Origin of the sequence: Tepidanaerobacter sp. EBM-38 (genome assembly GCA_001896545.1) — a bacterium.
Classification (GTDB): Bacteria; Bacillota; Thermosediminibacteria; order Thermosediminibacterales; family Tepidanaerobacteraceae; genus Tepidanaerobacter.
On the sequence record MPOT01000055.1, the window covers coordinates 1 to 23641 of the forward strand.

Here is a 23641-nt window from a genome sequence, read left to right on the forward strand (position 1 = left end):
AATTGCCCATTTTATTGTTTTTTTATGGGGTAAAATTATTTTTTGCATGCCATCAAACCATTATATAGTCTGGGCCTTGGAACAAAGCAATTAACTCTTAATAATCGATTTTTGATTTATTTGTTATTTGTAAAATTAAACTGCTACTGTAGATGACCATTTGCCGCATCTGTCGCCCCATCTTGCCATTAGTTTTTTATCTGAAAAGAGTTGTATTACTTCGCAATTATTGGGGCAACCCATGCATTCAAAACTTTTAACTTTATAATTTTGAACGGCTATATCCATTCCTAAAAAACGAGTTGTTTTTTGCTGGGAAATGATATAGTCCGAAGCTAGTATCGCCGCTCCTATTGCACCCATAACATCATAATTCTCAGGAACTGCAACATTATAATTAAGTTGTTCTTCAAAGGCTTCTTTAATACCAATATTTGCTGCTACACCACCTTGAAATAATATTTGAGGTCTTATATCTTTTCCTTTGCCTACATTTGAAAGGAAATTTCTTACCAATGCTTCACAAAGTCCTTTTAAAATATCCTCAATAGCATGTCCCATTTGCTGCTTATGTATCATGTCCGACTCAGCAAAAACCGCACAGCGTCCAGCAATTCTTGTTGGATTTTTTGATCTTAGGGCTATTTCACCAAATTGATTTATGGGAATTTGCAATCGCTGGGCTTGTCTATCTAAAAAAGAACCAGTACCAGCAGCACATACTGTATTCATTGCAAAATCTACGACGGTTTTGTTTCGAAGTATTATTATTTTGGAATCTTGACCGCCTATTTCCAAAATTGTTTGTGTATCAGGGTAATAACTGAGTGCAGCAGTTGCATGAGCTGTAATTTCATTTTTTGTAATATCGGCTCCGACTAATATAGAAGCCAGTTGTCTTCCACTTCCAGTAGTCCCTACAGCATAAATTTTTGCATCTTTCAATTGCTCTTGTAAAATGGCAAGACCATTTTTAATAGTTGCTATGGGGTTACCTGCAGTACTTAAATACAGCTTTTTAACAAGATGTTTTTTTTCATCAAGCAAAACTAGGTTAGTACTTACAGACCCAACATCAATTCCAAGTGCATACTCTTGCAAAATCTTTGCCCTCCTTGTTATGATATATCATATCTATAAAAGCTTCTAATCGAGTTCTAAAACCTGTCTCAGCCGAGTGTTCGTCTAATACGATTGTCATTACCGGAATAGAATACTTTTGACTTACTTTTGGTATAGCGCTTTTCGCTACTATTTCAGGCATGCAAGTAAAAGGAAGTAGATGAATAACACCATCAAAACCCATCTTAGAAAAATTAACAATCTGAGCTATTGATTCTTGGCCATGACCTCCTATAAAACAATTAATAAAAGGTCTAGACAAGTCTAGCATTTTTTTGTAATCTTTGGGCTTCAAAAACGATGGTAAGAGATTTTCACGCACCCAATCAGTTATATATATATTTCTGTATACTTCAGTTCCTAATTCTCCTAACTGCTTTTCAATATCTAGATTCACAAATGGTTCAAGAATAGTATATATTTCTCCTACTATGCCAATTTTTATAGGCTTTTTATCATTATTTACTGGTATAGATGAAAAACTTTTCAGCATTTCAACTTCATATGCACTCATTTCTTTTTCATCATTAATTTCAATTATGCGTTGCAAATTATAATTATATAATCCGTCACTTTGTCCTTTTGTTATTTCAATAGCTCTTAGTTTACAAATTTCTACATCTAATTTGTCTAAAAGAACGGCCTTTTTCCATGCCAAAGTTGCTGCTTTTATAATGTCTTTTATAGAATTATTTTTTTTATTTATAATGAAATTAATTTTTTTAAGCAATTCAAAAAAGTGACCTTGTGGTGGCTCGAGAATAATCATGTTAAAATTAAATCCCAAGTCTTTCAAAATTTCTCTTTGCACTTGTCCATAATATCCAAACCTGCATGGGCCTATACCACCAGCCATTACAATAGTATCAGCTCCTTTTTCAAATGCTTCTATGAAATTGCCAACATTGATTTTAAGTGGTAGACATGCAAATTCAGGTGAATTTGCAACGCCTAATTCAAGAGTTCTTTTTGTGCAAGGAGGCGGTGGAATAACCTCAAAGCCAAGGTTTTCAAACAAGGTTTTTAATGGAATGTATATATTACCCATATGTGGAAATGTTATCTTCAAAATATTTCCTTCCTTCCAATACATCTAAAAATGCTTCCAGTCTTGTATTAAATCCAGTTTCTGCAGCATGTTCATCCAAATTCAAATATAAAAATGGAATATTATAATCACGCTTAGTTCTTTTTTCGATAAGTTCACCTACTAGTGAATCCGGACCACATCCAAAAGACGCCACATGAATTATCCCATCTACCTTCTTTCTATCCAAAAAATAATATGCCGTACCAATAGTTTGTTTTCCTAAAGTCCAAAACATGTCTTTTTCTAATTTTTTAGTTCCTTCAAGAATGATTTTTTTCGTTACCATTTCACTAGTTATGAAATTAATATTTTGTTTCTGTAGTTTTCTAATAAGACCCATGCTTATAAAATCATCATATATATTATAATTATGACCTAATAACAGAACTTTTAAATTATTAGAGTTTTTTATATGAGAGTTATTAGAAGAGATTTCCTGATTATTATATAGAGCATCTTGAGGAATCATCTGTTTTTCAACTAACTGAGAGTCAAACTGCCGTTGAATTCTTAGCGATTTATTATAAGCTACAAAGGCCTTTCTCTTGCTTACATTTAGAAATTCACTTATTTGTAAAATATGATTCAGAATCTTATTTTTCCCTCTATATAGATTTAGCTCGGGATCAATAACATATGGAAGATTAGGTATACTATTTCTAATCATGTCAGGTAATCCTAAAAATTTTGGACAAATGTACTCCTTTGGTTCTATGCTTATTATCCTAGGTATATAAATTGCATCAGTTTTACCTATTAAGTCGGCCACATGGCCATGGAAAACTTTAATGGGGAGACAAGCATCATCGACGCAGAGTTCAATGCCTTTTTTTACTATTTCTTTATTTGTAGGTGAAGACAAAACTACTTTATAACCTAATGATTCAAAGAAATTCTTCCAAAAAGGATAATATTTGTAATAAAATAACGCTCTCGGTATTCCAATATACAAAGCTCCTACTCTCCTAAGTAATATAATATTTTGATTCTGTTATAGAAACTTTCTTTTTCTAAATTTACGTTCAAAACATAGTGTATCTTATTATTAATTAAAACAAACAAGTATTTTAATTTTTAGGTCAAAATTCACTTTTTACAGCAGAATCATTTTTTATTGTTGTCTAGTTTAGTAAATATATAACCATGATTCTGAATAATGAGGTCTTTATCATCAATGCCGGCCAAGGTCTTTTAAAATTTGCAATTGGATTAATTAAATCTAGCCATGGTATTTTTTTATCTTTATGAAGTCCCAATCCCAACATAAGAAAGAAAAGAGGACTTAGTATAAGCAAAAAGTTTTTATTATTTGGACCGGCCACTGTAGTAAAAATACCTCCAGCAATTACTTCTGTTATGTTTGACTCTAAAACCATTGAAATTAAAATAGTTAAAGCAGATTCTGCAAAACATAGTGGTAAAACAATAAACCAATATCTGGGGCTTACAATTATAACCGTAAGTAGGATTCCAACAACATCTATAAACATAATCGTTTCCTTACTTAGGCTTTGGATTAAAAATCACAGCCATAAGATACCCAAAAACTATAGCAGCTGTTATCCCGCCGGCAGCAGCTCTTAGACCTCCGGTAAATACACCTAAAAGGCCATATTCATCTACATCTTGAATAACTCCAGTTACAAGGTTATGACCAAAACCTGTAAGCGGTATAGTCGCACCGGCCTTTCCAATATCTACTAACGGTTGATAAAGACCTATCCCACTAAGAACTGCACCTGATGTTACAAAAAAAACTAAAACATGTGCCGGTGTCAATTTTGTTGCATCCATAAGTATTTGCCCTATTACGCATATTAAACCCCCAACAATAAAAGCATTTATAACATCCATTTACTTCTCTCCCTATTTTTATAAATTTTCCAAAGAGATTGCATGGGCAATACAAGGTATGGTTTCTCCTTGTTGGCTGCTCGTAGTACTCAATAAAGCACCGGTAGCTATCAGCAGCACCTTATTATATTGCCCTTTTAACATTTCTTTAAAAATATAACCGCAAGTAACAACTGCAGAACATGCACAGCCGCTACCTCCAGCATGAACATCTTGCTCTGGATAATATATCAAAACTCCGCAATCAGCATATTTATTTGATATATTATAGCCTTTTTGTTTTAATAGCTCTTCAGTTATTTCTTTACCAAGACTTCCTAAATCACCAGTTACAATTAAGTCGTAATCATCAGGAGTCTTCCCCGTATCTTGAAAATGTCTTATAATAGTATCTATGGCAGCAGGTGCCATAGCTGCTCCCATATTGTTAGAATCTGACTCCCCCATATCAATTACTTTTCCGGTAGTTGCAAGAGTCACTCTGGGGTTTTGCTGTTTTGAAGATAGCACCATTGCTCCTGCACCTGTTACTGTCCATTGAGATGTAGGAGATCTTTGGTTACCCAATTCCAAGGGGAATCTAAATTGTCGCTCAGCAGTACAAAAATGACTCGAAACTGCTGCTACCAAGTTTTCAGCAAAACCACCGTCCACTATAATAGAACCTAACGTAACCCCTTCAGCTAAAGTAGAACACGCACCATATATTCCTAAAAATGGTATTTCCAATTCACGAGCAGCAAAACCTGCAGATATAATTTGATTCAATAAATCACCGGCAATAAGATAGTCTATTTTAGGGGTAGTAAGATCGGCGTTTTTTATAGCAATTTCAATAGCTTCTTTCAATATTTTTTTTTCTGCTTTTTCCCAACTGCTTTCAGCATAAATGTTATCACTTAAGATCAAATCATAGTAATCCTTAAATTGGCCTTGACCTTCTTTGGGACCGACAATCGATGCAGTCCCGATTATAGAAGGAGGATTTTCGAATCTAATAGTTTGACTTCCAAGTTTTTTTATAGACAAAAAATCTTTCCTCCTAAAGTTTAATTAAATAATAAATTAAACCTATAATGGTTGCAGAATTTATACCATATACCAGTACCGGCCCAGCTATTACGAACATTTTAGCTGCAACTCCAAATACATAACCTTCTCTTTTAAACTCCATAGCAGGAGAAACAATGGAATTAGCAAAACCGGTTATTGGAACCACTGAACCAGCTCCAGCAAACTTACCAATTTTATCATAGACCCCTAGACCCGTTAAAAGAGCTCCTAAAAAAATCATGATAATAGAAGTAGGAGCACCGGCTTGTTCAGGAGTCATACCTCGAGAAACAAAGAAATTCAAGATTACTTGGCCAATAGCACATATAGTTCCTCCTACAGCAAATGCTGCAATTATATTTTTCAACATGGGTGGCTTTGGCCGTTTTTGCTTTACAAGTTTTTGATAATCTTTTTGTTCTTTTGTAAAAGCAGACATGCAATCACCTTAATCTCAAAATATAAAAATCCGTTTAAAAACGAGCACTTTTAGTGCCCGTTTTTCTTAGCTTTCTGTTGTTCCGTCTACTTTAAAGGCTATTTGTACATTAGATTTATATTCCACTATTTTCCCGTTCTGTACATTTGCAGTATTGTTTAAGACCTCTACTCCTGTAATATTTCTAATTGTCTTATTAGCGTCCTGCACTGCATTTTGCACTGCTTCCTGCCAGCTATTTTTGGACTCCCCTACCAATTCTAAGACCTTAACTGTCATGCAAAAAGTCCTCCTTGTTTTATCACCTTATTATTCTTTTATAGTTTGCCCAATAATTGAGCAGTTATTCTTTTAACATAAAAACTAATTTAGCACTTTTAGGTATTCTACTATTGTCAAAACTTCTGAAAATAGACAGTCCTGCTATTAGGAATAATAATAAACATATTATTATAACAAGCTTTTTGTTTATACTTGTCATTCGGATTTCCTCCTCATCTTTTATTATGTATGATTAAGTTTTTTTTATACAAAAAAAGCCTAAACTAACTTAGGCTTAAGATAATAACTTTTTTACTTTTGTCAAAACCTTTCTTTCTAATCGCGATACTTGAACTTGAGTCATATTTAATTTTTTTGCAACATCTATTTGAGTCATGTCCTTAAAATATCTAAGAGTAATAATTTGTCGTTCATCCCTATCAAGCTTTGAGAGTGCTTCCTTCAAAGCTATTTTGTCATGCAATAAATTTTCTTGATATTCATTTTCATTGAGTTGATCTATTAAATAAATAGGAGAACCGTCATCTTGGTAAACCACATCATTTAATGAAACTAAAGATTGAGAAGCTTCCATTGCCATTACAATTTCTTCTACAGGAACTTCCATTTCGTCAGAAATTTCGTTAATTGTTGGTTCTCTATCTAAAGTATTTGTGAGTTCTTCTTGAGTTTTTTGAATTTTATAGCCTAATTCTTTTAATGAACGAGATACCTTTATAGGCTTATCATCACGTATGTACCTTCGAATTTCACCCATTATCATAGGAACAGCATATGTGGAAAATTTGACATCATATGAAAAATCAAATTTTTCTATTGCTTTTAATAGCCCAATACTTCCAATTTGAAACAGGTCTTCAGGCTCATAGCCTCTATTATTAAATCTCTTTACTATGCTCCATACCAAACCCAGGTTAAGGGATACAAGCTCATCTCTTGCCTTTTTTTCACCTCTTTTAGCTTCTTTTAAAAGTTCTATAATAATTTCAGAACTCATGAATTATTCCTCTCTGAACTATCTCCTAAATTTTTAACCATTGTAATAATTGTTCCCTCACCCGGGGTGGATTCAATTTCCAACTTGTCCATAAAATCTTCCATTATTGTAAATCCCATACCGGATCTTTCTAACTCAGGTTTGGAAGTCCATAAAGGCTGTCTTGCTTTCTGTATATCTTCAATACCTTTTCCCCAGTCTTGAACAGATATAATTATTTTATCAGTATAAAGTTTCGATTTGATTCTTATGACTCCTACGGTATTCTCATAGCCATGAATTATACAATTTGTTACGGCTTCTGAAACTGCTGTTTTTATATCTGCAAGCTCGTCCAAAGTAGGATCCAGCTGTGATGCAAAAGCTGCTACAACAACTCGTGCAAAAGATTCGTTTTGAGATTTGCTTAAAAAATCTAATTGCATTTCATTTAATGCAGTCACAAAATCACCCCTCATAATTTTTCTATGGCCTCTCTCTCATCGCTAAAACAATTTACAATATTTAAAAGTCCTGATATCTCAAAAATCTTTTTGACTTGAGGAGTTAAATAAATAACCCCTATCTTCCCTCCTGCTTTTTGGAGCTTTTTATAACGTCCTATAATCATACCTACGCCGGAACTATCCATAAAAGAAACATCTTTAAAATCAAATAAGATATTTTTAATTTTGTGTTTTTCAATATATCGGTCTATTTCATCTTTAATAATCGATGCTATATGATGATCTATTTCTCCCCTTAGGTTAATCTTTAACATATCATCCTTTACTTTTATTACCCCGCCCATACTCCACCCCCCTTTATTCTATTAAAATAATTCGATGAATTTTATTAATTTCCTTCTATAAAATTACATGATTTACATATATTTCTCTTTAATGATTTAAGACTTCCTTTAATTTTATAAGGAAGTCTTAAATCATTAAAATCCACGTATTAGTAACAGAATGTCTAGCAGAGGATGAAAATAGTCCTCTAAATCTTCAATTGTAGGGGAAATGTATTCATCAATTAAAGAAAAAAGGAAAAATATATTTAAAAATTAAACCATTTATTAAATATCTTTTTAAACATCTCAATAATATTTGCTTTCATTACATCTTCAGCTATGACAAGATTTACTTTTTTTACTATTTTACCACCTTGCTCAATTAAAAGAGTTCCTGCCGTATTACCTTTCTTTAAAGGTGCACATAGTTTATCAGGCACATCAACTTTTGTCCTAATTTCTCCTTCTTTGCCCTTTTCTATTAAAAGACTTACATCCTCTGGAACAATTACATTTACATTTTCTAAATGACCTTTTTCGACAGGGAGAATTTTTTGTATTGAGCCCTTTTCCACTACTTTAATTGCGTCAAAATGTCCAAAGCCATAATCCAGTAATTTTACTGTATCTTCAAATCTCTGACTGCTAGTATCTGCATTTAGTACTACTGATATTAACCGAAAATCTCCCCTTCTTGCAGTACCTGCAAAACAATGTCCAGCTTTATTATGAAAGCCGGTTTTTAAACCGTCCAATCCTTCATATTTCCCAAGTAGCTTATTTGTGTTAGCAAGCATTGTCGCATCACGTTTTTTATCAGTATGTTCGAGATAGTCTATCCATATGGTTGACCAATTAAAAAACAAAGGATATTTGACTAATTCTCTTGACATCAGTGCAATATCATGTGCAGTAGTATAATGTTCAGGCGATGACAAACCATGTGGATTTACGAAATTTGTATTCCTCATCCCTAGTTGTTTTGCTTTATCGTTCATTAGCTTAACAAATCCTTCAACGCTGCCCCCAATATGCTCAGCCACAGCCATCGATGCATCATTAGCTGAAGCAATAACAATACACTTCAAAAGTGTTTCAAGAGTCTGTTCTTCTCCAGGTGCAAGAAAAACTTGACTACCTCCAGTTCCCCATGCCCTTTCACTTACCCTAACAATATCCGACAAACTGACTTTGCCCGATTCGAGAGCTTCAAGAGCAATAATCATGGTCATTATCTTTGTAATACTAGCAGGTTCCATTTTTTCATGGGAGTTTTTTTCAAAGAGAATTGTTCCAGTGCCAGCATCCATCAAAATTGCCGATGGAGATTTGATATCAAGTTGTGGCGCGGCTGCAACAGGACTTATAATGATAAAAGGAATTAGAAACGTAATAAGTAGAATGCAGGATATCTTTTTATTATAATAAACCATTTATCGTTCCTCCCTTCTTATAATAGTTTTCCATAAGGAAGGAATGTTATACACTCTTATGCTCTAGGATGAGTATTATCATATACTTCTTTTATTTTATTTCGTGTTATATGAGTGTATATTTGTGTTGTAGAAATATCGGAATGCCCTAATATTTCCTGGACAACTCTTAAATCCGCACCATTTTCTAATAGATGTGTAGCAAAAGAATGTCTGAATGTATGGGGAGTTATTTTTTTATCAATACCGGCTTGCTGAGAGTATTTTTTAATTATTTTCCAAAAACCTTGACGCGTCATTGCGTTACCTTGCCGATTAAGGAATAAAATTTTCGATTTCTTTCCATTTAAAATTTTATTCCTGGCATTAAGGGTATAAAGCTCTAAATACTTTACAGCAATGGAACAGATAGGAACAATCCTTTCTTTCGAACCTTTTCCTATACAACGTAAAAATCCCATTTCTAAGTTCACATCTTCAACACTTATTGAAATTAGTTCTGAAACTCTCATACCGGTAGCATATAATAATTCAAGCATACTTCGATCTCTTATTCCTAAAGGATTTGACATATCGGGCTGAGATAATAATTTTTCAATTTCTTCTACACTTAGCACTTTAGGCAATCGCTGTTCTTGCTTCGGTGCATCTAAATTTACTGTTGGATCTTCACTAATTATATGTTCCATAAATAGAAATTGATAAAAAGATTTTATGGCAGCACATGCTCTAGAAATACTGCTGCTTGCTTTACCATTCTTTTGCATTAATAACAAATAAGATACAATAATTGATCGATTAGTGCAGTTTATATTTGTTATGTTTTTTGTTTTTAAATAGTATATGTAACTTTTTAAATCCCGTCTATAAGCATCAATGGTATTTTTTGCAAGTCCTCTTTCAACTGATGAATATTGAAGAAAATTCTCTAAAAGATCTTTCATATTACTCATCCTCTCTAAGCTTGCCCATATTTTGATATTCAATATTATGTCTACAATTCCTGCCTTATTAATAAAAAATAAAGGCTTTATTAAAAAAGCAGCCTTAGTTTTAGACAAACTTTGTTAAAAATTTAAATGATTAGAGTAAAATTTAATAAATGCAGGAGAAATATAACCTTCGATTAAACCAGATATAATAAGTAAAAAGCTAAAAAAAAGATTTAGTAACAAATACCCGGCTACCATTTGTGAGTAATTTTCATGATGGTTTTTGATTTTATTTTTAATTACTGTCGTAGCGAATGTTAAACTTGTTACGCCTATTGATAAGATACACGGTAATATAACTATATTTTGTGGAAGAATTGATAATGCTGATAAAACTATACCTTTAGGACCTAATTGTTCAATTAGAAACCCTACGGTAAAGCCTAATACGAATCCTCTGAAAAAAATTAATGCTAAAATAAATGGTAAACCTACAACCGAAAGACCAAATAATATTAACGCAATGGCGGTTTTAAAATTATTGGACAATGATAAATAAAAAACAGAAGAATTGTCAATTGAAATATTGCTGATATTGGCTAAAAAACCGCTAATTAGACTTAATATGCTTTCTCTCTGGATATCTGATATCATGTTTACCGTAAAACTACCTACTATGATACCAACTATTAATATAATACTTAAAAGCACATACTGTATTATATTTTTTCTTAAATATTCTAAAAAAAATCTGGGGAAATGGCTCATTAAAATAATCCCCCTTCCTTACATTTCCATAGAAAATATTATGCTGGAAGGGACGAGATTATACATTTCTATTTAAAACCTTACCGTAAAAACCCCCACCACCTACTTGTAGACTTATTTTTCCTTCTCTTGCTAATACTATATTTTCAGCTTTTTGCTCTCCAACTACTTCCGCTAATTCTTTTATATCAGTATTATGAATTACATCCATTTCTGTACCAAAATTTAAAAGTAGTTTTTCAATGGTTTTTTTACCGATTCCTGGAATAAATTCTAAAGGAATCTGATAATGGTATGGAGGCCTATGTTTCGGATGAATGGGAGTATTATAATCAGCTATAAGAGTTATTCTATCAAGTACACCGAGCGTTACTGTCTCATTGTTGCAGTTAAGGCATTTTGTTACTGGTGGAGTTCCTTTTGAAATGTTACTACAAACTGGGCAAAAAGTTCTATGATATTTACCAAGTTTGGGATTTAAACCATAATTAGCTATTATGCAATTATTATCTAAATGTCTTAATGCAGAAAAAACATTGTTAAAATCCGGAAATTTTAAATTCATTTTGTTATATTCTCTTGCTATTTTTTCTAGTGAATGAGCATCTGAGTTACTTAAAAACGTCTTATCAGACAGTTCAACTATAGTATCAGCAAAATCCGTATCAGCGCTTAAGCCTAATTCCACTGCTATAATGTTGTCAATGTTATCTCCAAAAGCTAGCGAAAGCCTATCATAACAGCTACCATAAAAACTCTTAAATGGAGTAAAAACATGAGCGGGTATTAGTTCGCCGCCTAAACCGCACACTATTTTAAACAAATCTTTTGCAGAAAGACGTGCTTTTTGAGAACTTAAAGTAATATTCGTTATATACTTGGAAACAATTGTAGAAAATTCTTTGATTTGTTCGTAATAAGGGAAAAAAGCAATACTATGAGCTACGCCTTTTTCTTCTGTAGTTTCAATCTCAGCTCCGAGAATAATTGTAAGCTTATCTTTATACCTAAGGCCTCCTCCTTCCAAAGGCCTCACTACTCCAGTTTTTAATTGCTCTGCTATCTCCTCCAGGACATATGGCGAGGCACAATCTACGATGCCTATAATATTAATACCTTTCCTATTAAGGCAGCAGTCATAAATATTATCAAGAGTTAAATTTCTAGAAGCAGTAATCTTTATAGGTTGCTTTTTGGCTTGACCGATGTGAATATGTAAATCTGCAAAATATTCCATTTATACATCACCCATAATAAAAGAATATGTCAAAAGAAGCCCAGTAATTGTTTTACCATCAACGATTTGTCCACTGTAAATTTTTTTAATAGCATCCTTAAATGGCATAATTTCTAATTGCAAATATTCATCGAAGTCAGCTTCCGCATCCTTTTTTTCTAAATTCTTTGCTAAAAATAAGTGTATTATTTCATTGGAAAAACCAGGAGAAGTGTAAAAACTTATTATATGCTGTATTTCATTAGGATAATACCCTGTTTCTTCCATCAATTCTCTTCTAGCACAGATTTCTTTAGACTCGTCTTTTTCTAATTTTCCTGCAGGAATTTCTAAAAGTTCTTTTTCTATTGGTTTCCTATACTGCCTTACCATTAATATATTATTTTCCTCGTCCAAAGCTACTATAGCAACAGCACCAGGATGTTCAACAATTTCTCTGGTAGACTTTCTGCCATTCGGTAGCAAAACTTCATCTAAACGAAGTTTTAGAATACGACCAGAAAAAATATTCTTAGAATTTAGTGTGATTTCATTAAAGTTCATTTTTTCATCTCCTAATTATTGAATATACTTTTGGTTTATATATAATATTTTAAGACAAGTTTAGAAAGAGGTAAAGACTAAAACGCAGTTTTGAACAACTTAAGCACCTTTATTTATTTAGATATATCTAAATAAATAAAGGTGCTTAAGTAAATTTTATTATTTATATATATTTTTAGTATAAACCACAACAATTGTATATTTCTCTCTTTTTCCTTTATATTGTCTTATATGTTCTCAATTGACTTTTTTAACTTCAATAATCTTGCATTCTTTATCTAAAAATTGTATGGAAAATAATAACGCTTGTTAATATGAATTTATTAGTAAATATTTATCAATAAACTAGAGATGTTCATGATTTCAAATTTAAGGCTTCATAGTATTGTGGCAATACTGTTTTAAGTAATTTGTCGGTTTAATTAAAAAATATAACCCTTGATATAACCGCATTAACTTGCTTCAAGCTCCATCCTTAATTTGTCTTAAATCATGGCAATAAACTCTGAGTTGGTAGGTTTTCCTCTATCATTTGTAGTGGTATATCCGAAAAGATTATTAAGAGTTTCTACACATCCTCTATTCCAAGCTACCTCAATAGCATGTCTTATAGCTCTTTCTACACGACTAGGAGTAGTATTATATTTATTTGCTATATTAGGATACAGCTCTTTGGTTACCGCAGAAAGTAAATCAACATTGTTGATTACCATATATATGGCTTCTCGAACATAAAAATATCCTTTGATATGCGCAGGTATACCTATTTCATGAATAATATTAGTGATTAATAATTCTAAATTATTCTTTTTATCGATAGAAAATCCCGTGTCTTTTTTCTGCGTTCGATACTGTGAAGGAATATTACTATCTACTATTTGTCTTACGCGATCTACAAGAATATTTAAGTCGAAAGGTTTTACAATATAATAATCCGCACCAAGGTTTATTGCTTTTTGTGTAATTTTGTCCTGCCCAACAGCAGAAAGGACTATAATTTTAGGTTTTTTAGGTTTATTTGATAGTCTTTCAATTACGCCTAAGCCATCGAGATTAGGCATAATTAAATCTAGGATTAAAACCTCAGGTTCGAGCTTTTCTGTTTTTTCTAATACTTCCAAGCCATCATAAGCCACCCCTACAATTTCAATATCTTCTTCATTCTCAAAAAACTCTACAACCAGATTACAAAACTCCTTGTTGTCATCTGCAACTAGTAACCTTATTTCTTGTTTCTCCAACATGAAAAACCCCCCAAAAAAGATTATTTGTAATAATTAAGTAATTCGACAATCTCTGGAATATTCCTCCTTGTATTCCATATTTTGTTTTATTTTTTAAACTTTTTCGCGAAAATTTAAATTATTTACTTCGTTTAGCATCCATTCGATGAAAATACCATAGCCTTTTGTCGGATCATTTACAAACACATGAGTTACAGCTCCTACTATATAACCGTCTTGGATAATCGGGCTTCCACTCATACCCTGAACAATGCCACCGGTTTTTGCAATTAATTCCTCATCGGTGATTTTTATTATCATGCCTTTCCCGTTGGGAGATGATTGTTTTATTATTTTTTGTATTTCAATATCATATTCTTGAATTTTTTCATCCTCTACTACTGTTAGGATTTTTGCACGACCTTCGTGAACTTGGCTTACAGTTGCTACTGGAAGTGAGGTATAATATGGGTTTTCAAATGATTGATAGGCTTTCCCAAAAATCCCATATGGTGTATTTGCAATTATATTTCCAATAATCTTTTCTTCATCTATAAAAACACCTCTTTTTTCTCCTGGCTGGTTTTTTTTGCCTGGAGATATGGATGAAACTCTTGCACGAATTATTTCACCCTCGCCCACTTCAATAATTTTTCCTGTGTCTGCATCAGAAATTATATGACCTAATGCGCCATAAAATCCGGTTTGTGGGTCATAAAAAGTAAGAGTACCAACTCCAGCTGTTATATCTCTAACCCATAATCCTATCTGATAAAGACCAAAATTATTTTTCACAGGGGTTAAGTTCACATCAAATATTTTATCATTCCTTTTAACGGTCAAAATAACTGATTTTTGATTATCAATAATTTGGGACAGTTCCTCTGCTTGAAATATCTTTTTGTTATTTACCATAACAATAATATCGCCAATCTGTATACCCGCTTCCTGAGCCGGTTGATGCTTCAGGCCGTTTTTATCTGTAATAGATGCAAATCCCACAACTATAACACCATTGGGACGAAGTTTAACTCCAAGAGAATGTCCACCGGGCACTACACGAGTTTCAGGTAATACATGAACTTTAATTTTTTTCAATGGTATAAATCCTAATAATCTAAACTCGAAATCATAAGTTCCTTTAACAGAAGATTTTAAAATCAGAGGTTCTTTTAAATTTATTATTAACTTTTCGTTTAAATAATTGCCATTAACAAAAAAAGGTTCTTTGCAACATAATTGCAAAGTCATTGGAACCTTGAATTCTAGTTTTTGCTCTTTGCCTTCAATTATTTTTATTTCTTCTGGCAAAGTTACAAGAAAGATATTCAAGATTGATGTAATTAAAATCAATATTACTAATAAAAGCATACTCAATTTACTCGATTTACTTTTTTGCAAGTCTTTCACTCCCTGCAGAAGAATGCGTATAATTCTATATAATTTAATAGCATGACTACAAGCTATTAAACTTTCCTATGGGTTATAAGATAACCTTAAAAAATCTTTTTTATACGCCGATATATCAGGGAGTTAATTTTTGTAAAAAAATAAAAAGCCTTATCCAGTTTACAAGGCTTTTAAATCTTTATATTTATGTTTTATATTACAAGAGTTATGCTAAGCGTTAAATAAGATGATTCAAGATCCCTTTATTTTTTTTGCCATATTCAACATTTCCTGAGCATGAATTATTGTATTTTCTGTAATTTCAGCTCCTCCCAACATCCGTGCTAGCTCATTTATACGTTCCTGACCTTCTAGATTATAAACTCTGGTAAATGTCTGTCCATTTATATTTTCTTTTTTTATTAAAAAATGAACATCACCAAGGCTTGCAATTTGTGGTGAATGAGTCACACAGAGAATTTGATGCTTGCTACTAATTCTCGAAAGCTTTTCTCCAACTACTTGTGCAGTCCTTCCACCTATCCCAGCATCAATTTCATCAAAAATCAGACAAGAAATATTGTCAACTTGAGCTATGATGCTCTTCATTGCCAACATAATGCGAGAAGATTCTCCACCTGAAACAATTTTAGCCAATGGTTTTAGAGGTTCTCCGGGGTTTGTAGAGATTAAAAATTCTATATTATCAATACCTTCTTCGGATATATTAACTCTTTTACCATCAATTTCAATACCATTTAAATCTTCCTTTAAAGTCATACTTACTTTAAATTTAACATTTTTCATACCTAGATCTTTTAATTCTTTTGATATGCTTTGTTCTAATTTCTTCGCTGTATACTTTCGTTTTTTATGTAATTCTAAAGCACTTTGGCTTAAAGCCAATTTTATTTTTTCCTGCTCTGCTTTTAACTCGCTAATTTCTTCATTTATATTAAGTGCTTTATCCAATTCAGCAGCAGCTTGAGCTTTATAGCTTAATAGCTCAGGTATATTTTTACCATATTTTGACTTAAGTCTATTTAGTAATTCTAATCTTGCATTGATGGTATTGAGTTTTTCTGCATCAAAATCTATTGAATCTCGAAGATTTCTTATTGTAAATGAAATATCTTCTAATTCATATAAAATACTTTTTAAAGATTCTGTAATATTATCAATTGGTTTATAAAAATCCATTATGGCTTCGAAATTATCAACAATTTTACTTAGATTATCAATCACAGATGAAGCTTCATAACCTTGATACAAAACACTATATGCAAATTCCATGGCACTGAATATCTTCTCAGCATTCTCTATAACTTTTCTATTTTCCTCTAACAAAATATCTTCTTCAGGCTCCAATTGAGCCATTTCTAATTCTTCTACTTCATATCTTAATCTATCTTGTCGTCTATAAAAATCTGCATATTCCTTCTCTAAAACTTTAATATCATCCTGTACCCGACAGTATTTTCTATAAAGAGAACTAAACTCGTCTTTCGATTCTGATATACTTTCATGGCCTAGTAAATCCAATATACGAATATGATTTTTGCTATCCAACAATGATTGATGTTGATGCTGACCGTGAATATCAATTAATAATTTTCCTATTTTTTTTAGTGCAGAGGCAGGAACCATTTTGCCATTCAAACGAGAAAAACTGCGACCTTGTGCATTTATTTCCCTACTTATAATCAATGTATTATCTTCTGGTTCTATACCATATTCTTCCAGAATATCGTCTATGGCTGCATCTTCATAGTCAAAAGCTGCCTCTACGCTAGCATTTTGTTTTCCTGTACGAATAAAATCGGTATAAGCCCTTTCCCCAATAATAAGATTAATCGCGTCTATTATTATTGATTTTCCTGCTCCAGTCTCGCCGGTAAGAATATTCAATCCTGGACTAAAAGCAATTGATAAATTATCAATTAACGCATAATCTTTAATGCAGAGGTTAAGGAGCATAAGTCTGCCTCCTTATCTCATGATTTCTTCAAATTTCTTTAAAATATCATTTACAACTTTTTTAGATTTAGCAATAATTAAAATAGTGTTATCACCTGCTACAGTTCCTACTATATCGGACCAATTAAGCCCGTCAATAGCCTCAGCCACAGCCGACGCAGTTCCTGATGACGTTTTAATCACAATAAGATTTTCTGCTGTATCAAAACTTATAATAGATTCTTTAAACATTTTGAGCAATCTGTCTGAGGATATTGAGGTTTTTTCAGGCTCTGCATAACAATAATGTTCATTGTCTCTTAAAACTTTTATGAGCTTTAATTCTTTAATATCTCTGGATACTGTTGCTTGAGTTACATTAAATCCTTCTTTTCTAAGTTCAGCCGCCAATTCTTCTTGAGTTTCTATTGGCTTTTCTCTTATTATTTCACGAATTTTGAAGTGCCTTTTTTGTTTCACAGATGCACCTCCCTCATATTATTGTGATTTCGCTCATTCACTTAGTTTTTTCCTAAGCACATCATAAAAGCTCCTTTTTTTAATACGTATTAAACGAGTTGAAAAGGAAGACTTCTTGACGATAATTTGATCTCCGGGTAGCAACTCATATCCTTGTTGTCCATCTACAGTCAACATAATTTCAGGGTGTTCAGCTAAAAGTTTTACTTTAATAATATCATCTTTAGATACAACAATAGACCGACTTCGCAGTGTATGAGGACATATTGGGGTCAATAACAATAAGTCCATGTCAGGATTTATAATTGGTCCTCCCGCTGATAAAGAGTAAGCAGTAGAACCAGTAGGTGTAGCAATAATTAACCCATCAGCATGATAAGTATCTATATAATCTTCATTAGCATAAGTTTTGAGACGTATTAATCTTGCAAAAGGTCCTTTAGTCACAACCACATCATTGAGAGCCAAAAAACTTTTTAAAACTTCACCGTTCCGAACCACTTCAGCCTCTAACATCATTCGAATATCTATACTGTAATCCTTTTGGTTGAAACGCTCTAAATCGGTATATAAATCAGATATCTCTATTTCCGTCAAAAATCCTACATGGCCTAAATTTATACCTAATATAGGTACTTCATAAGGGGCTACTTGTCTGGCAACATTTAAAAGTGTGCCATCACCGCCTAAAGTCACAGCAACATCTATTTTTTTTACAAGTTCATTTTTATCAGCCGAAAGATGAGATAAGTTAAGTGAATCAGCAACTTCTTTTGGTAGCATTACTGAATAGTTCCGGTTCTCAAACCAGTTAATCAAACCTCCAGCTATTTTTATCAAATTTTTTTTATAAACATTTGGATACAAACCTACTGTGAACATTTCATCCTCCCCTGGTTAAGAAACCAATGATAAATCCAATAACAATTAAAATCACAATCCGTATCAAATATTTTATATATACTGTTTTATCATATTCTAAGATAGAGTATTCTACCGTCCTGATTTTTTGTCTTTCCATATCAACTAAAATTAGGCCATTGGGTTTGAATACCATGTAATACTCCAATAACTGGCGGCGTGTATCAGTATGTTTGGGTGAAGTTACTTTTTCACCGGTTTTTACTTCCGCAACATAGGACCTATTGCCCTTCTTAACTATCATATCGGCTCTAACTGTTATTTTATGTGGCTTATCATCAATAAATAATGTATAGGAACCTTCTTTTTGTAAATCTAATATTTGATAGCCCTTATTCTGCATAAACTCTATAGCCTTATATTCACTTTTTTTTGCCTTTTGCATTCTCTTTTTTAGATTATATCTTCTTAAATATTTTAAAATATTAACAGTTAAAATAGCCCCAATTATCACGCCAAATATTATGTAAGAGCTAATATCCATTTTCATACCTTTCATGAGCAATATAATAGAAACAGGCAGTATGCACTTGTCCCCTTATGTTCAATTCTACAAGAATAGAAGAATTCCTTTCATCTTTATAACAATTCAATATGCGACTTTTTTACTATATCTTCTACATCAACGGAATTGCCAACTTTTAAATCCTTCCTGAAATGGGCAAGATACTCTATATTGCCCTTTGGGCCTTTTATAGGAGAAAATGTTAGACCGAGTACATGGAAATTATGTTCAGCAGCATTGGAAATTATCTTGTTAATTGCTTTTACATGAAGATTAAAATCTTTAACAACACCTTTTTTGCCAACCTCTTCCCTGCCAACTTCAAACTGAGGCTTTATTAGAGTGATTAAATCTCCATTTTCATTAAGTAGTTGATAAAAAGGCTCAAATACCTTAGATAAAGATATAAATGATAAATCCGCAGTGATAATATCCACTTTTTCGCCAATATCTTCAAAATTCAAATACCTAACATTTTTTCTTTCTAAGACTACAACCCTTGCATCTTCTCTCAGACTATATGCTAGCTGGCCATATCCAACATCTACCGCGTAAACTTTCTTCGCACCTTTTTTCAACATACAGTCAGTAAAACCTCCAGTAGAAGCACCTGCATCTAACGCTATTTTGTCTTTAACCTTGATATTAAATGATTCAAGAGCTTTTTCTAGCTTAAGTCCTCCTCTGCTTACATATGGAAGTGATTTTTGTTTAATTGTAATATTACTTTCTACATCAATTAAGGTTCCAGGCTTATCAATAATTTGAGCATTTACTGACACATTTCCGCACATTATTTCTGCTTTTGCTTTTTCCCTGCTATCAATCATGCCTTTATTTACCAATAATACATCTAACCTTTGTTTGTTTTGACTCATTATTATTCTCTCCTAATTTTCCCCTTAGTTCCACCATTTTTTGGTAAAATATCAATATGCAGTCTATTGCTTAACATATATAAAAATAAAGCTACATTATATACAACCTTTTTGGAATTGTTTATAGCTATACCCTTTCCTATTGCTTTTCCTCCGATGGTCAGTGTTGAAATAATCCCGGTCAATAATATGCTGAGAATTATATCATTGTTACCATAGGCAACCTTAAGTATTATAGCCGCTCCAGCAGCTCCGCTTATAATCCCACATATATCGCCAACGACGTCATTACAAAAGTTCGATACTATGTCAGCATTTCTAATCAACTTTACTGCTTCTTTTCCACCTGGAATCTTATCTGCAGCCATAGCATGAAAAGGTGCCTCATTTGCTGAAGTAACAGCTATACCAATTATATCAAAAATAATTCCTATAGCAATTATTATAAGCAAAACTACTAATGATACAACAACATTAACCTTTTTCAATAGCAGTTCTGAAATCAAACTAAAAAAAACGGAAAGTCCAAAAGCCAAAATGCACGCTCTATGCACCCATCTGGTTTTTGAATTCCCGTTATTTTTTTTAAACTTTTTGTTTTCTACATCTGAATTCAATAAACTACCTCCGTTTTTTTTGACGAGAACAGGTGGTAATGGAAAGGGTAAATTTTGTGGCTTAGGTCTAGCAGGATTTCCCCAGCAGACATCTAATCGTTGCCGAAAAGACGGTTCCCCTTTAAGTCCGCTACTGCTATGTCACCATAAGCAGGGCTAGATTACCACTTAGTCCACACTGTAATCCCCAGTCCATTTCCCAAAAGGACAGTCTAGGAGATTTCCTCACCAAAATCACTCTCCTCCTAGCCTCTTTTGCAAAATGGATTTCAAAGGTAAAAAATTGATTTGCAATTTGGCCAAATTACAAATCAACCGATAAGCCTTTTTCCGCCCATCTCACTCAAGGCAGGCTACACTGCACCCAACATTTCATCGAATGCAGGTTCACACCCTAAGCCATAGCAATTGAGGATCTCTCTCAAACCACGCACTTAGGTCTCCGCGGAGGTAGGGTCAACGCCTACATGCCTTTGTAGATCGCCCCATCCTCCTTACTCCCAGCACCAGCTCCCAACTGGGCGTCGGCAGCCAGCACTAAGAACTTCATCGATATGCCCTTGACGGATTTTTAGCCCCGCCTTCAGAGGAGCGATTTTGACTAGAATACTGTACCACCTGTTTTTCTTATTTAGAAATTATTATACCACAAAAAATAGATGGATTCAATAATTGTAACCGTACATTTTAATAATCTCGTTTTGAAATAAAATCAGTTAATTGCATAAAGAAATCATTATTATTATAATTTGATATTAATTGTTTTGCCTCTAATGATAAATTGTTAACTATTTCTACTGATTTATTAAAGCCCAATAAATTGACAAAAGTATTTTTTTTATTTTTCATATCGCTTCCTACTGGCTTACCCAAAACTGCTTCACTGCCTTTGATATCTAAAATATCATCGACGATTTGAAAAATCAAGCCCAGCTTTTCTCCAAAACATTTAATTGTTTCCAAATCTTTCTTTGATGCTCCTGCAAGCCTAGCGCCAGACCAAAAAGAAACGCTCATCAAGCATCCCGTTTTATGGGTACTTATATAAAAAAGTGTGTCACTATTAACATCTTTTCCTGATGTAATAATATCAACGGTTTGTCCCCCAACCATCCCATATCCTCCAGCTGCTAGAGAAACTTTCTCAATAACATCTACGACTGCAGCAGGATTTATACCACTAATTTGTGAATTTTTAGCTATTGTTGCAAAAGCATGTGTCAAAAGGGCATCACCTGCCAACAGTGCCACTGCATCTCCATATACCTTATGACATGTCGGCTTTCCTCTACGGAAATCGTCATTGTCCATAACAGGTAAATCATCATGTATTAAAGAATATGTATGTATCATCTCAATACCACAGGCTGTAGGAATTACTTTTTCATAAGGTGTTCCAAAAAGTTCTGCAGCCTTCATAACTATTATAGGCCGGAGTCTTTTACCGCCTGAAAGAGTGCTGTAATGCATTGCTTCATAAAGTTTTGAGGGTAATTCATCTTTTCGAGGAAGATAGTGGGGCAACTCTTGTTCCACAACTTGTGCCATATATTTCATTTCACTTTCGAATTTATTCAATTACTTCCGAACCCCCGTTAAAATCTTGTATAATTAAATCTCCATTTAAATCTTTTGTCAAAACTTGTATTTTGCCTTCAGCTTCATCCAATATTTTTGAACATGTCTTGATAAGGTTGATTCCTTCCTCAAAAAAAGTAAGGGCTTCTTCTAATGTTAAATCACCTTTTTCTAGCTGCTCTGCGATATATTCTAATCGAGCTATAGCATCCTCATATTTGAGAGTAGAATTCAATCATCATCACCCTTTCCTTTGCTATCTTCCACACTACATAAAAGGCGGCCACCAGACAATAATACAATAACGGAATCGCCATTTTTAACATCCTTTGGGCGTTTTATAATTTTGTTCTCATCAGGGCTCATACATATACTGTAGCCTCTCTTTAATATGGATAGAGGGTTTAAAGCTTCAAGTCTAGCAATATAATGATTTAAAATTGATTTCTTTTTCGATATGTAAAAGTCAATATCCTTTTGCAATCTTTTTGAAAGCTGGTCCATTATCAGACTGCAGTTAATAATATATGTTTCTGGCCTTTTAAAAATAGGTGCTCTTTTTAGATATTCAAGTTTTTGCCTTCTGGCACCTATATAACCTAATATGCCATTAATTAACCTAAGACTTATGTATCGAATTTCATTTTGTAGCACTCGTTTTTCAGGTACAGCAATTTCACCTGCAGCCGATGGAGTTGGCGCTCTTTTATCAGCCACAAAATCACTTATGGTATAATCAGTTTCATGGCCAACAGCAGAAATAACAGGAATTGGCGAATTTGCAATTGCCCTAGCAACTTTCTCTTCATTAAATGCCCATAATTCCTCAATAGAGCCGCCACCTCTACCTACTATAATTACATCAATATCTTTTAACCTATTAAGTTCAAGTATGGCAGAACAAATCTCTTCAGCCGCATCTCTACCTTGAACCAGCACTGGAGCAATTATAATATCAACATTGGGAAATCGCCTTTTTATTACAGTTAATAAATCTCTTATTGCTGCCCCTGTCAAAGATGTTATTATGCCAATCTTTTTGGGCAAGAAAGGTATCGGTTGCTTTCGTTGTAATTCAAAAAGGCCTTCTTTAGCCAATCGTTCCTTTAGCTTTTCAAAAGCAATATGTAATGCCCCAATGCCGTCTGGCTGTAAATCTTCTACATATAGCTGATACTCACCACTTTTAGCAAAAATACTTATAAAACCAAACGCTACTACTCTCATTCCGTTCTCTGGTATGAAAGGAAGTAATATATTGCTGTTTCTGAACATCACACATCGAATTTGAGATTTTTCATCCTTTAAAGTAAAATACATATGCCCAGATATATGATGCTTAAAGTTGGAAATTTCTCCTCGTATATACACATGCCTTAAAATCTCATTTGTATCAAAAAGATATTTTATTATATTGGTGATTTCACTTACGGTTAAAACAGGTTTCAAAGTAAGCCTCCCTAAAATTTACGGCGATTAGCAAAATAATGCCTTGAAAATATACTCTTTGATCATCATAATGAACTTCAATTTTATTACACAGTTTGCTAATTTAAGAAAAACATAAAACAA

General features: G+C 33.0%; 27 protein-coding genes. All 27 read right to left on the reverse strand.

What is annotated here, in order from left to right; all coding sequences use genetic code 11:
* Window positions 1–135: 135 nt before the first annotated feature.
* The 27 genes from BUC45_RS06475 to xseA all read right to left on the reverse strand — a co-directional run bounded on the left by BUC45_RS06475 (window position 136) and on the right by xseA (window position 23518).
* Window positions 136–1101, reverse strand: a complete 966-nt coding sequence (locus BUC45_RS06475) for an acyl-CoA dehydratase activase (RefSeq protein ID WP_296971099.1) — start codon at window positions 1099–1101, stop codon at window positions 136–138.
* The gene (locus BUC45_RS06480) at window positions 1076–2191 is read right to left on the reverse strand and encodes an acyl-CoA dehydratase activase-related protein (protein WP_296971100.1); all 1116 of its coding nucleotides are present in this window, start codon (window positions 2189–2191) and stop codon (window positions 1076–1078) included. The genes BUC45_RS06475 and BUC45_RS06480 overlap by 26 nt, the downstream gene beginning before the upstream one ends.
* Complete coding sequence (locus BUC45_RS06485; protein ID WP_296971101.1) at window positions 2163–3164, reverse strand: acyl-CoA dehydratase activase-related protein; 1002 nt, start codon at window positions 3162–3164, stop codon at window positions 2163–2165. Before BUC45_RS06485 ends, BUC45_RS06480 begins: the two co-directional genes overlap by 29 nt.
* A 169-nt stretch (window positions 3165–3333) precedes the next feature.
* Complete coding sequence (locus BUC45_RS06490) at window positions 3334–3702, reverse strand: hypothetical protein (RefSeq protein ID WP_296971102.1); 369 nt, start codon at window positions 3700–3702, stop codon at window positions 3334–3336.
* A 10-nt stretch (window positions 3703–3712) separates the two neighbouring features.
* Complete coding sequence (spoVAE, locus tag BUC45_RS06495; RefSeq protein WP_296971103.1) at window positions 3713–4066, reverse strand: stage V sporulation protein AE; 354 nt, start codon at window positions 4064–4066, stop codon at window positions 3713–3715.
* Between the two features lie 18 nt (window positions 4067–4084).
* Entirely contained in the window at window positions 4085–5095 is a 1011-nt protein-coding gene (gene spoVAD / locus BUC45_RS06500; RefSeq protein ID WP_296971104.1) for a stage V sporulation protein AD, read from the reverse strand.
* A 13-nt stretch (window positions 5096–5108) separates the two neighbouring features.
* On the reverse strand, window positions 5109–5558 hold the full coding sequence (gene spoVAC / locus BUC45_RS06505; protein ID WP_296971105.1) for a stage V sporulation protein AC: 450 nt from the start codon (window positions 5556–5558) through the stop codon (window positions 5109–5111).
* Window positions 5559–5624: 66 nt separating this feature from the next.
* Window positions 5625–5837, reverse strand: coding sequence for a dodecin family protein (locus tag BUC45_RS06510; protein ID WP_296971106.1), 213 nt, complete (start codon window positions 5835–5837; stop codon window positions 5625–5627).
* A 277-nt stretch (window positions 5838–6114) separates the two neighbouring features.
* Window positions 6115–6837: an RNA polymerase sporulation sigma factor SigF gene (gene sigF / locus BUC45_RS06515; protein ID WP_296971107.1), complete on the reverse strand. Its 723-nt coding sequence runs from the start codon at window positions 6835–6837 to the stop codon at window positions 6115–6117.
* Window positions 6834–7262 (reverse strand): anti-sigma F factor, encoded by a 429-nt coding sequence (gene spoIIAB / locus BUC45_RS06520; protein WP_366749886.1) that lies wholly within the window; start codon window positions 7260–7262, stop codon window positions 6834–6836. Before spoIIAB ends, sigF begins: the two co-directional genes overlap by 4 nt.
* 29 nt (window positions 7263–7291) lie before the next feature.
* Window positions 7292–7627 carry an anti-sigma F factor antagonist gene (gene spoIIAA, locus BUC45_RS06525; RefSeq protein ID WP_296971109.1) on the reverse strand — a complete coding sequence of 112 codons (336 nt, stop codon included), beginning with the start codon at window positions 7625–7627 and terminating at the stop codon, window positions 7292–7294.
* A gap of 248 nt (window positions 7628–7875) precedes the next feature.
* Window positions 7876–9042 carry a D-alanyl-D-alanine carboxypeptidase family protein gene (locus tag BUC45_RS06530; protein WP_296971110.1) on the reverse strand — a complete coding sequence of 389 codons (1167 nt, stop codon included), beginning with the start codon at window positions 9040–9042 and terminating at the stop codon, window positions 7876–7878.
* Window positions 9043–9098: 56 nt separating this feature from the next.
* Window positions 9099–9986: a site-specific tyrosine recombinase XerD gene (xerD, locus tag BUC45_RS06535; RefSeq protein WP_303872813.1), complete on the reverse strand. Its 888-nt coding sequence runs from the start codon at window positions 9984–9986 to the stop codon at window positions 9099–9101.
* Between the two features lie 123 nt (window positions 9987–10109).
* A complete protein-coding gene (spoIIM, locus tag BUC45_RS06540) occupies window positions 10110–10742 on the reverse strand; it encodes a stage II sporulation protein M (protein WP_296971112.1) in 633 nt (210 codons plus the stop codon).
* A gap of 58 nt (window positions 10743–10800) precedes the next feature.
* Window positions 10801–11979: an endonuclease Q family protein gene (locus BUC45_RS06545; RefSeq protein WP_296971113.1), complete on the reverse strand. Its 1179-nt coding sequence runs from the start codon at window positions 11977–11979 to the stop codon at window positions 10801–10803.
* Window positions 11980–12522, reverse strand: coding sequence for an NUDIX hydrolase (locus BUC45_RS06550; protein WP_296971114.1), 543 nt, complete (start codon window positions 12520–12522; stop codon window positions 11980–11982). It lies immediately after the preceding gene.
* 485 nt (window positions 12523–13007) lie between these two features.
* Window positions 13008–13766 (reverse strand): sporulation transcription factor Spo0A, encoded by a 759-nt coding sequence (gene spo0A / locus BUC45_RS06555; RefSeq protein WP_296971115.1) that lies wholly within the window; start codon window positions 13764–13766, stop codon window positions 13008–13010.
* A gap of 93 nt (window positions 13767–13859) precedes the next feature.
* Window positions 13860–15122 (reverse strand): SpoIVB peptidase, encoded by a 1263-nt coding sequence (gene spoIVB / locus BUC45_RS06560; RefSeq protein WP_296971116.1) that lies wholly within the window; start codon window positions 15120–15122, stop codon window positions 13860–13862.
* 264 nt (window positions 15123–15386) lie between these two features.
* Window positions 15387–17111 carry a DNA repair protein RecN gene (recN, locus tag BUC45_RS06565; protein ID WP_296971117.1) on the reverse strand — a complete coding sequence of 575 codons (1725 nt, stop codon included), beginning with the start codon at window positions 17109–17111 and terminating at the stop codon, window positions 15387–15389.
* A 12-nt stretch (window positions 17112–17123) separates the two neighbouring features.
* Window positions 17124–17570 carry an arginine repressor gene (locus tag BUC45_RS06570; RefSeq protein WP_296971118.1) on the reverse strand — a complete coding sequence of 149 codons (447 nt, stop codon included), beginning with the start codon at window positions 17568–17570 and terminating at the stop codon, window positions 17124–17126.
* A 33-nt stretch (window positions 17571–17603) separates the two neighbouring features.
* Window positions 17604–18452: an NAD(+)/NADH kinase gene (locus BUC45_RS06575; RefSeq protein WP_296971119.1), complete on the reverse strand. Its 849-nt coding sequence runs from the start codon at window positions 18450–18452 to the stop codon at window positions 17604–17606.
* A 1-nt stretch (window position 18453) separates the two neighbouring features.
* Complete coding sequence (locus BUC45_RS06580) at window positions 18454–18990, reverse strand: hypothetical protein (RefSeq protein ID WP_296971120.1); 537 nt, start codon at window positions 18988–18990, stop codon at window positions 18454–18456.
* An 80-nt stretch (window positions 18991–19070) separates the two neighbouring features.
* A complete protein-coding gene (locus tag BUC45_RS06585) occupies window positions 19071–19874 on the reverse strand; it encodes a TlyA family RNA methyltransferase (RefSeq protein ID WP_296971121.1) in 804 nt (267 codons plus the stop codon).
* Window positions 19875–19876: 2 nt separating this feature from the next.
* Complete coding sequence (locus BUC45_RS06590) at window positions 19877–20491, reverse strand: hypothetical protein (protein WP_296971123.1); 615 nt, start codon at window positions 20489–20491, stop codon at window positions 19877–19879.
* A gap of 687 nt (window positions 20492–21178) precedes the next feature.
* Window positions 21179–22069, reverse strand: coding sequence for a polyprenyl synthetase family protein (locus BUC45_RS06595; protein WP_296971124.1), 891 nt, complete (start codon window positions 22067–22069; stop codon window positions 21179–21181).
* Window positions 22062–22304: an exodeoxyribonuclease VII small subunit gene (locus BUC45_RS06600; protein WP_296971125.1), complete on the reverse strand. Its 243-nt coding sequence runs from the start codon at window positions 22302–22304 to the stop codon at window positions 22062–22064. The genes BUC45_RS06595 and BUC45_RS06600 overlap by 8 nt, the downstream gene beginning before the upstream one ends.
* The gene (gene xseA / locus BUC45_RS06605; RefSeq protein ID WP_296971126.1) at window positions 22301–23518 is read right to left on the reverse strand and encodes an exodeoxyribonuclease VII large subunit; all 1218 of its coding nucleotides are present in this window, start codon (window positions 23516–23518) and stop codon (window positions 22301–22303) included. The genes BUC45_RS06600 and xseA overlap by 4 nt, the downstream gene beginning before the upstream one ends.
* Window positions 23519–23641 lie beyond the last annotated feature (123 nt).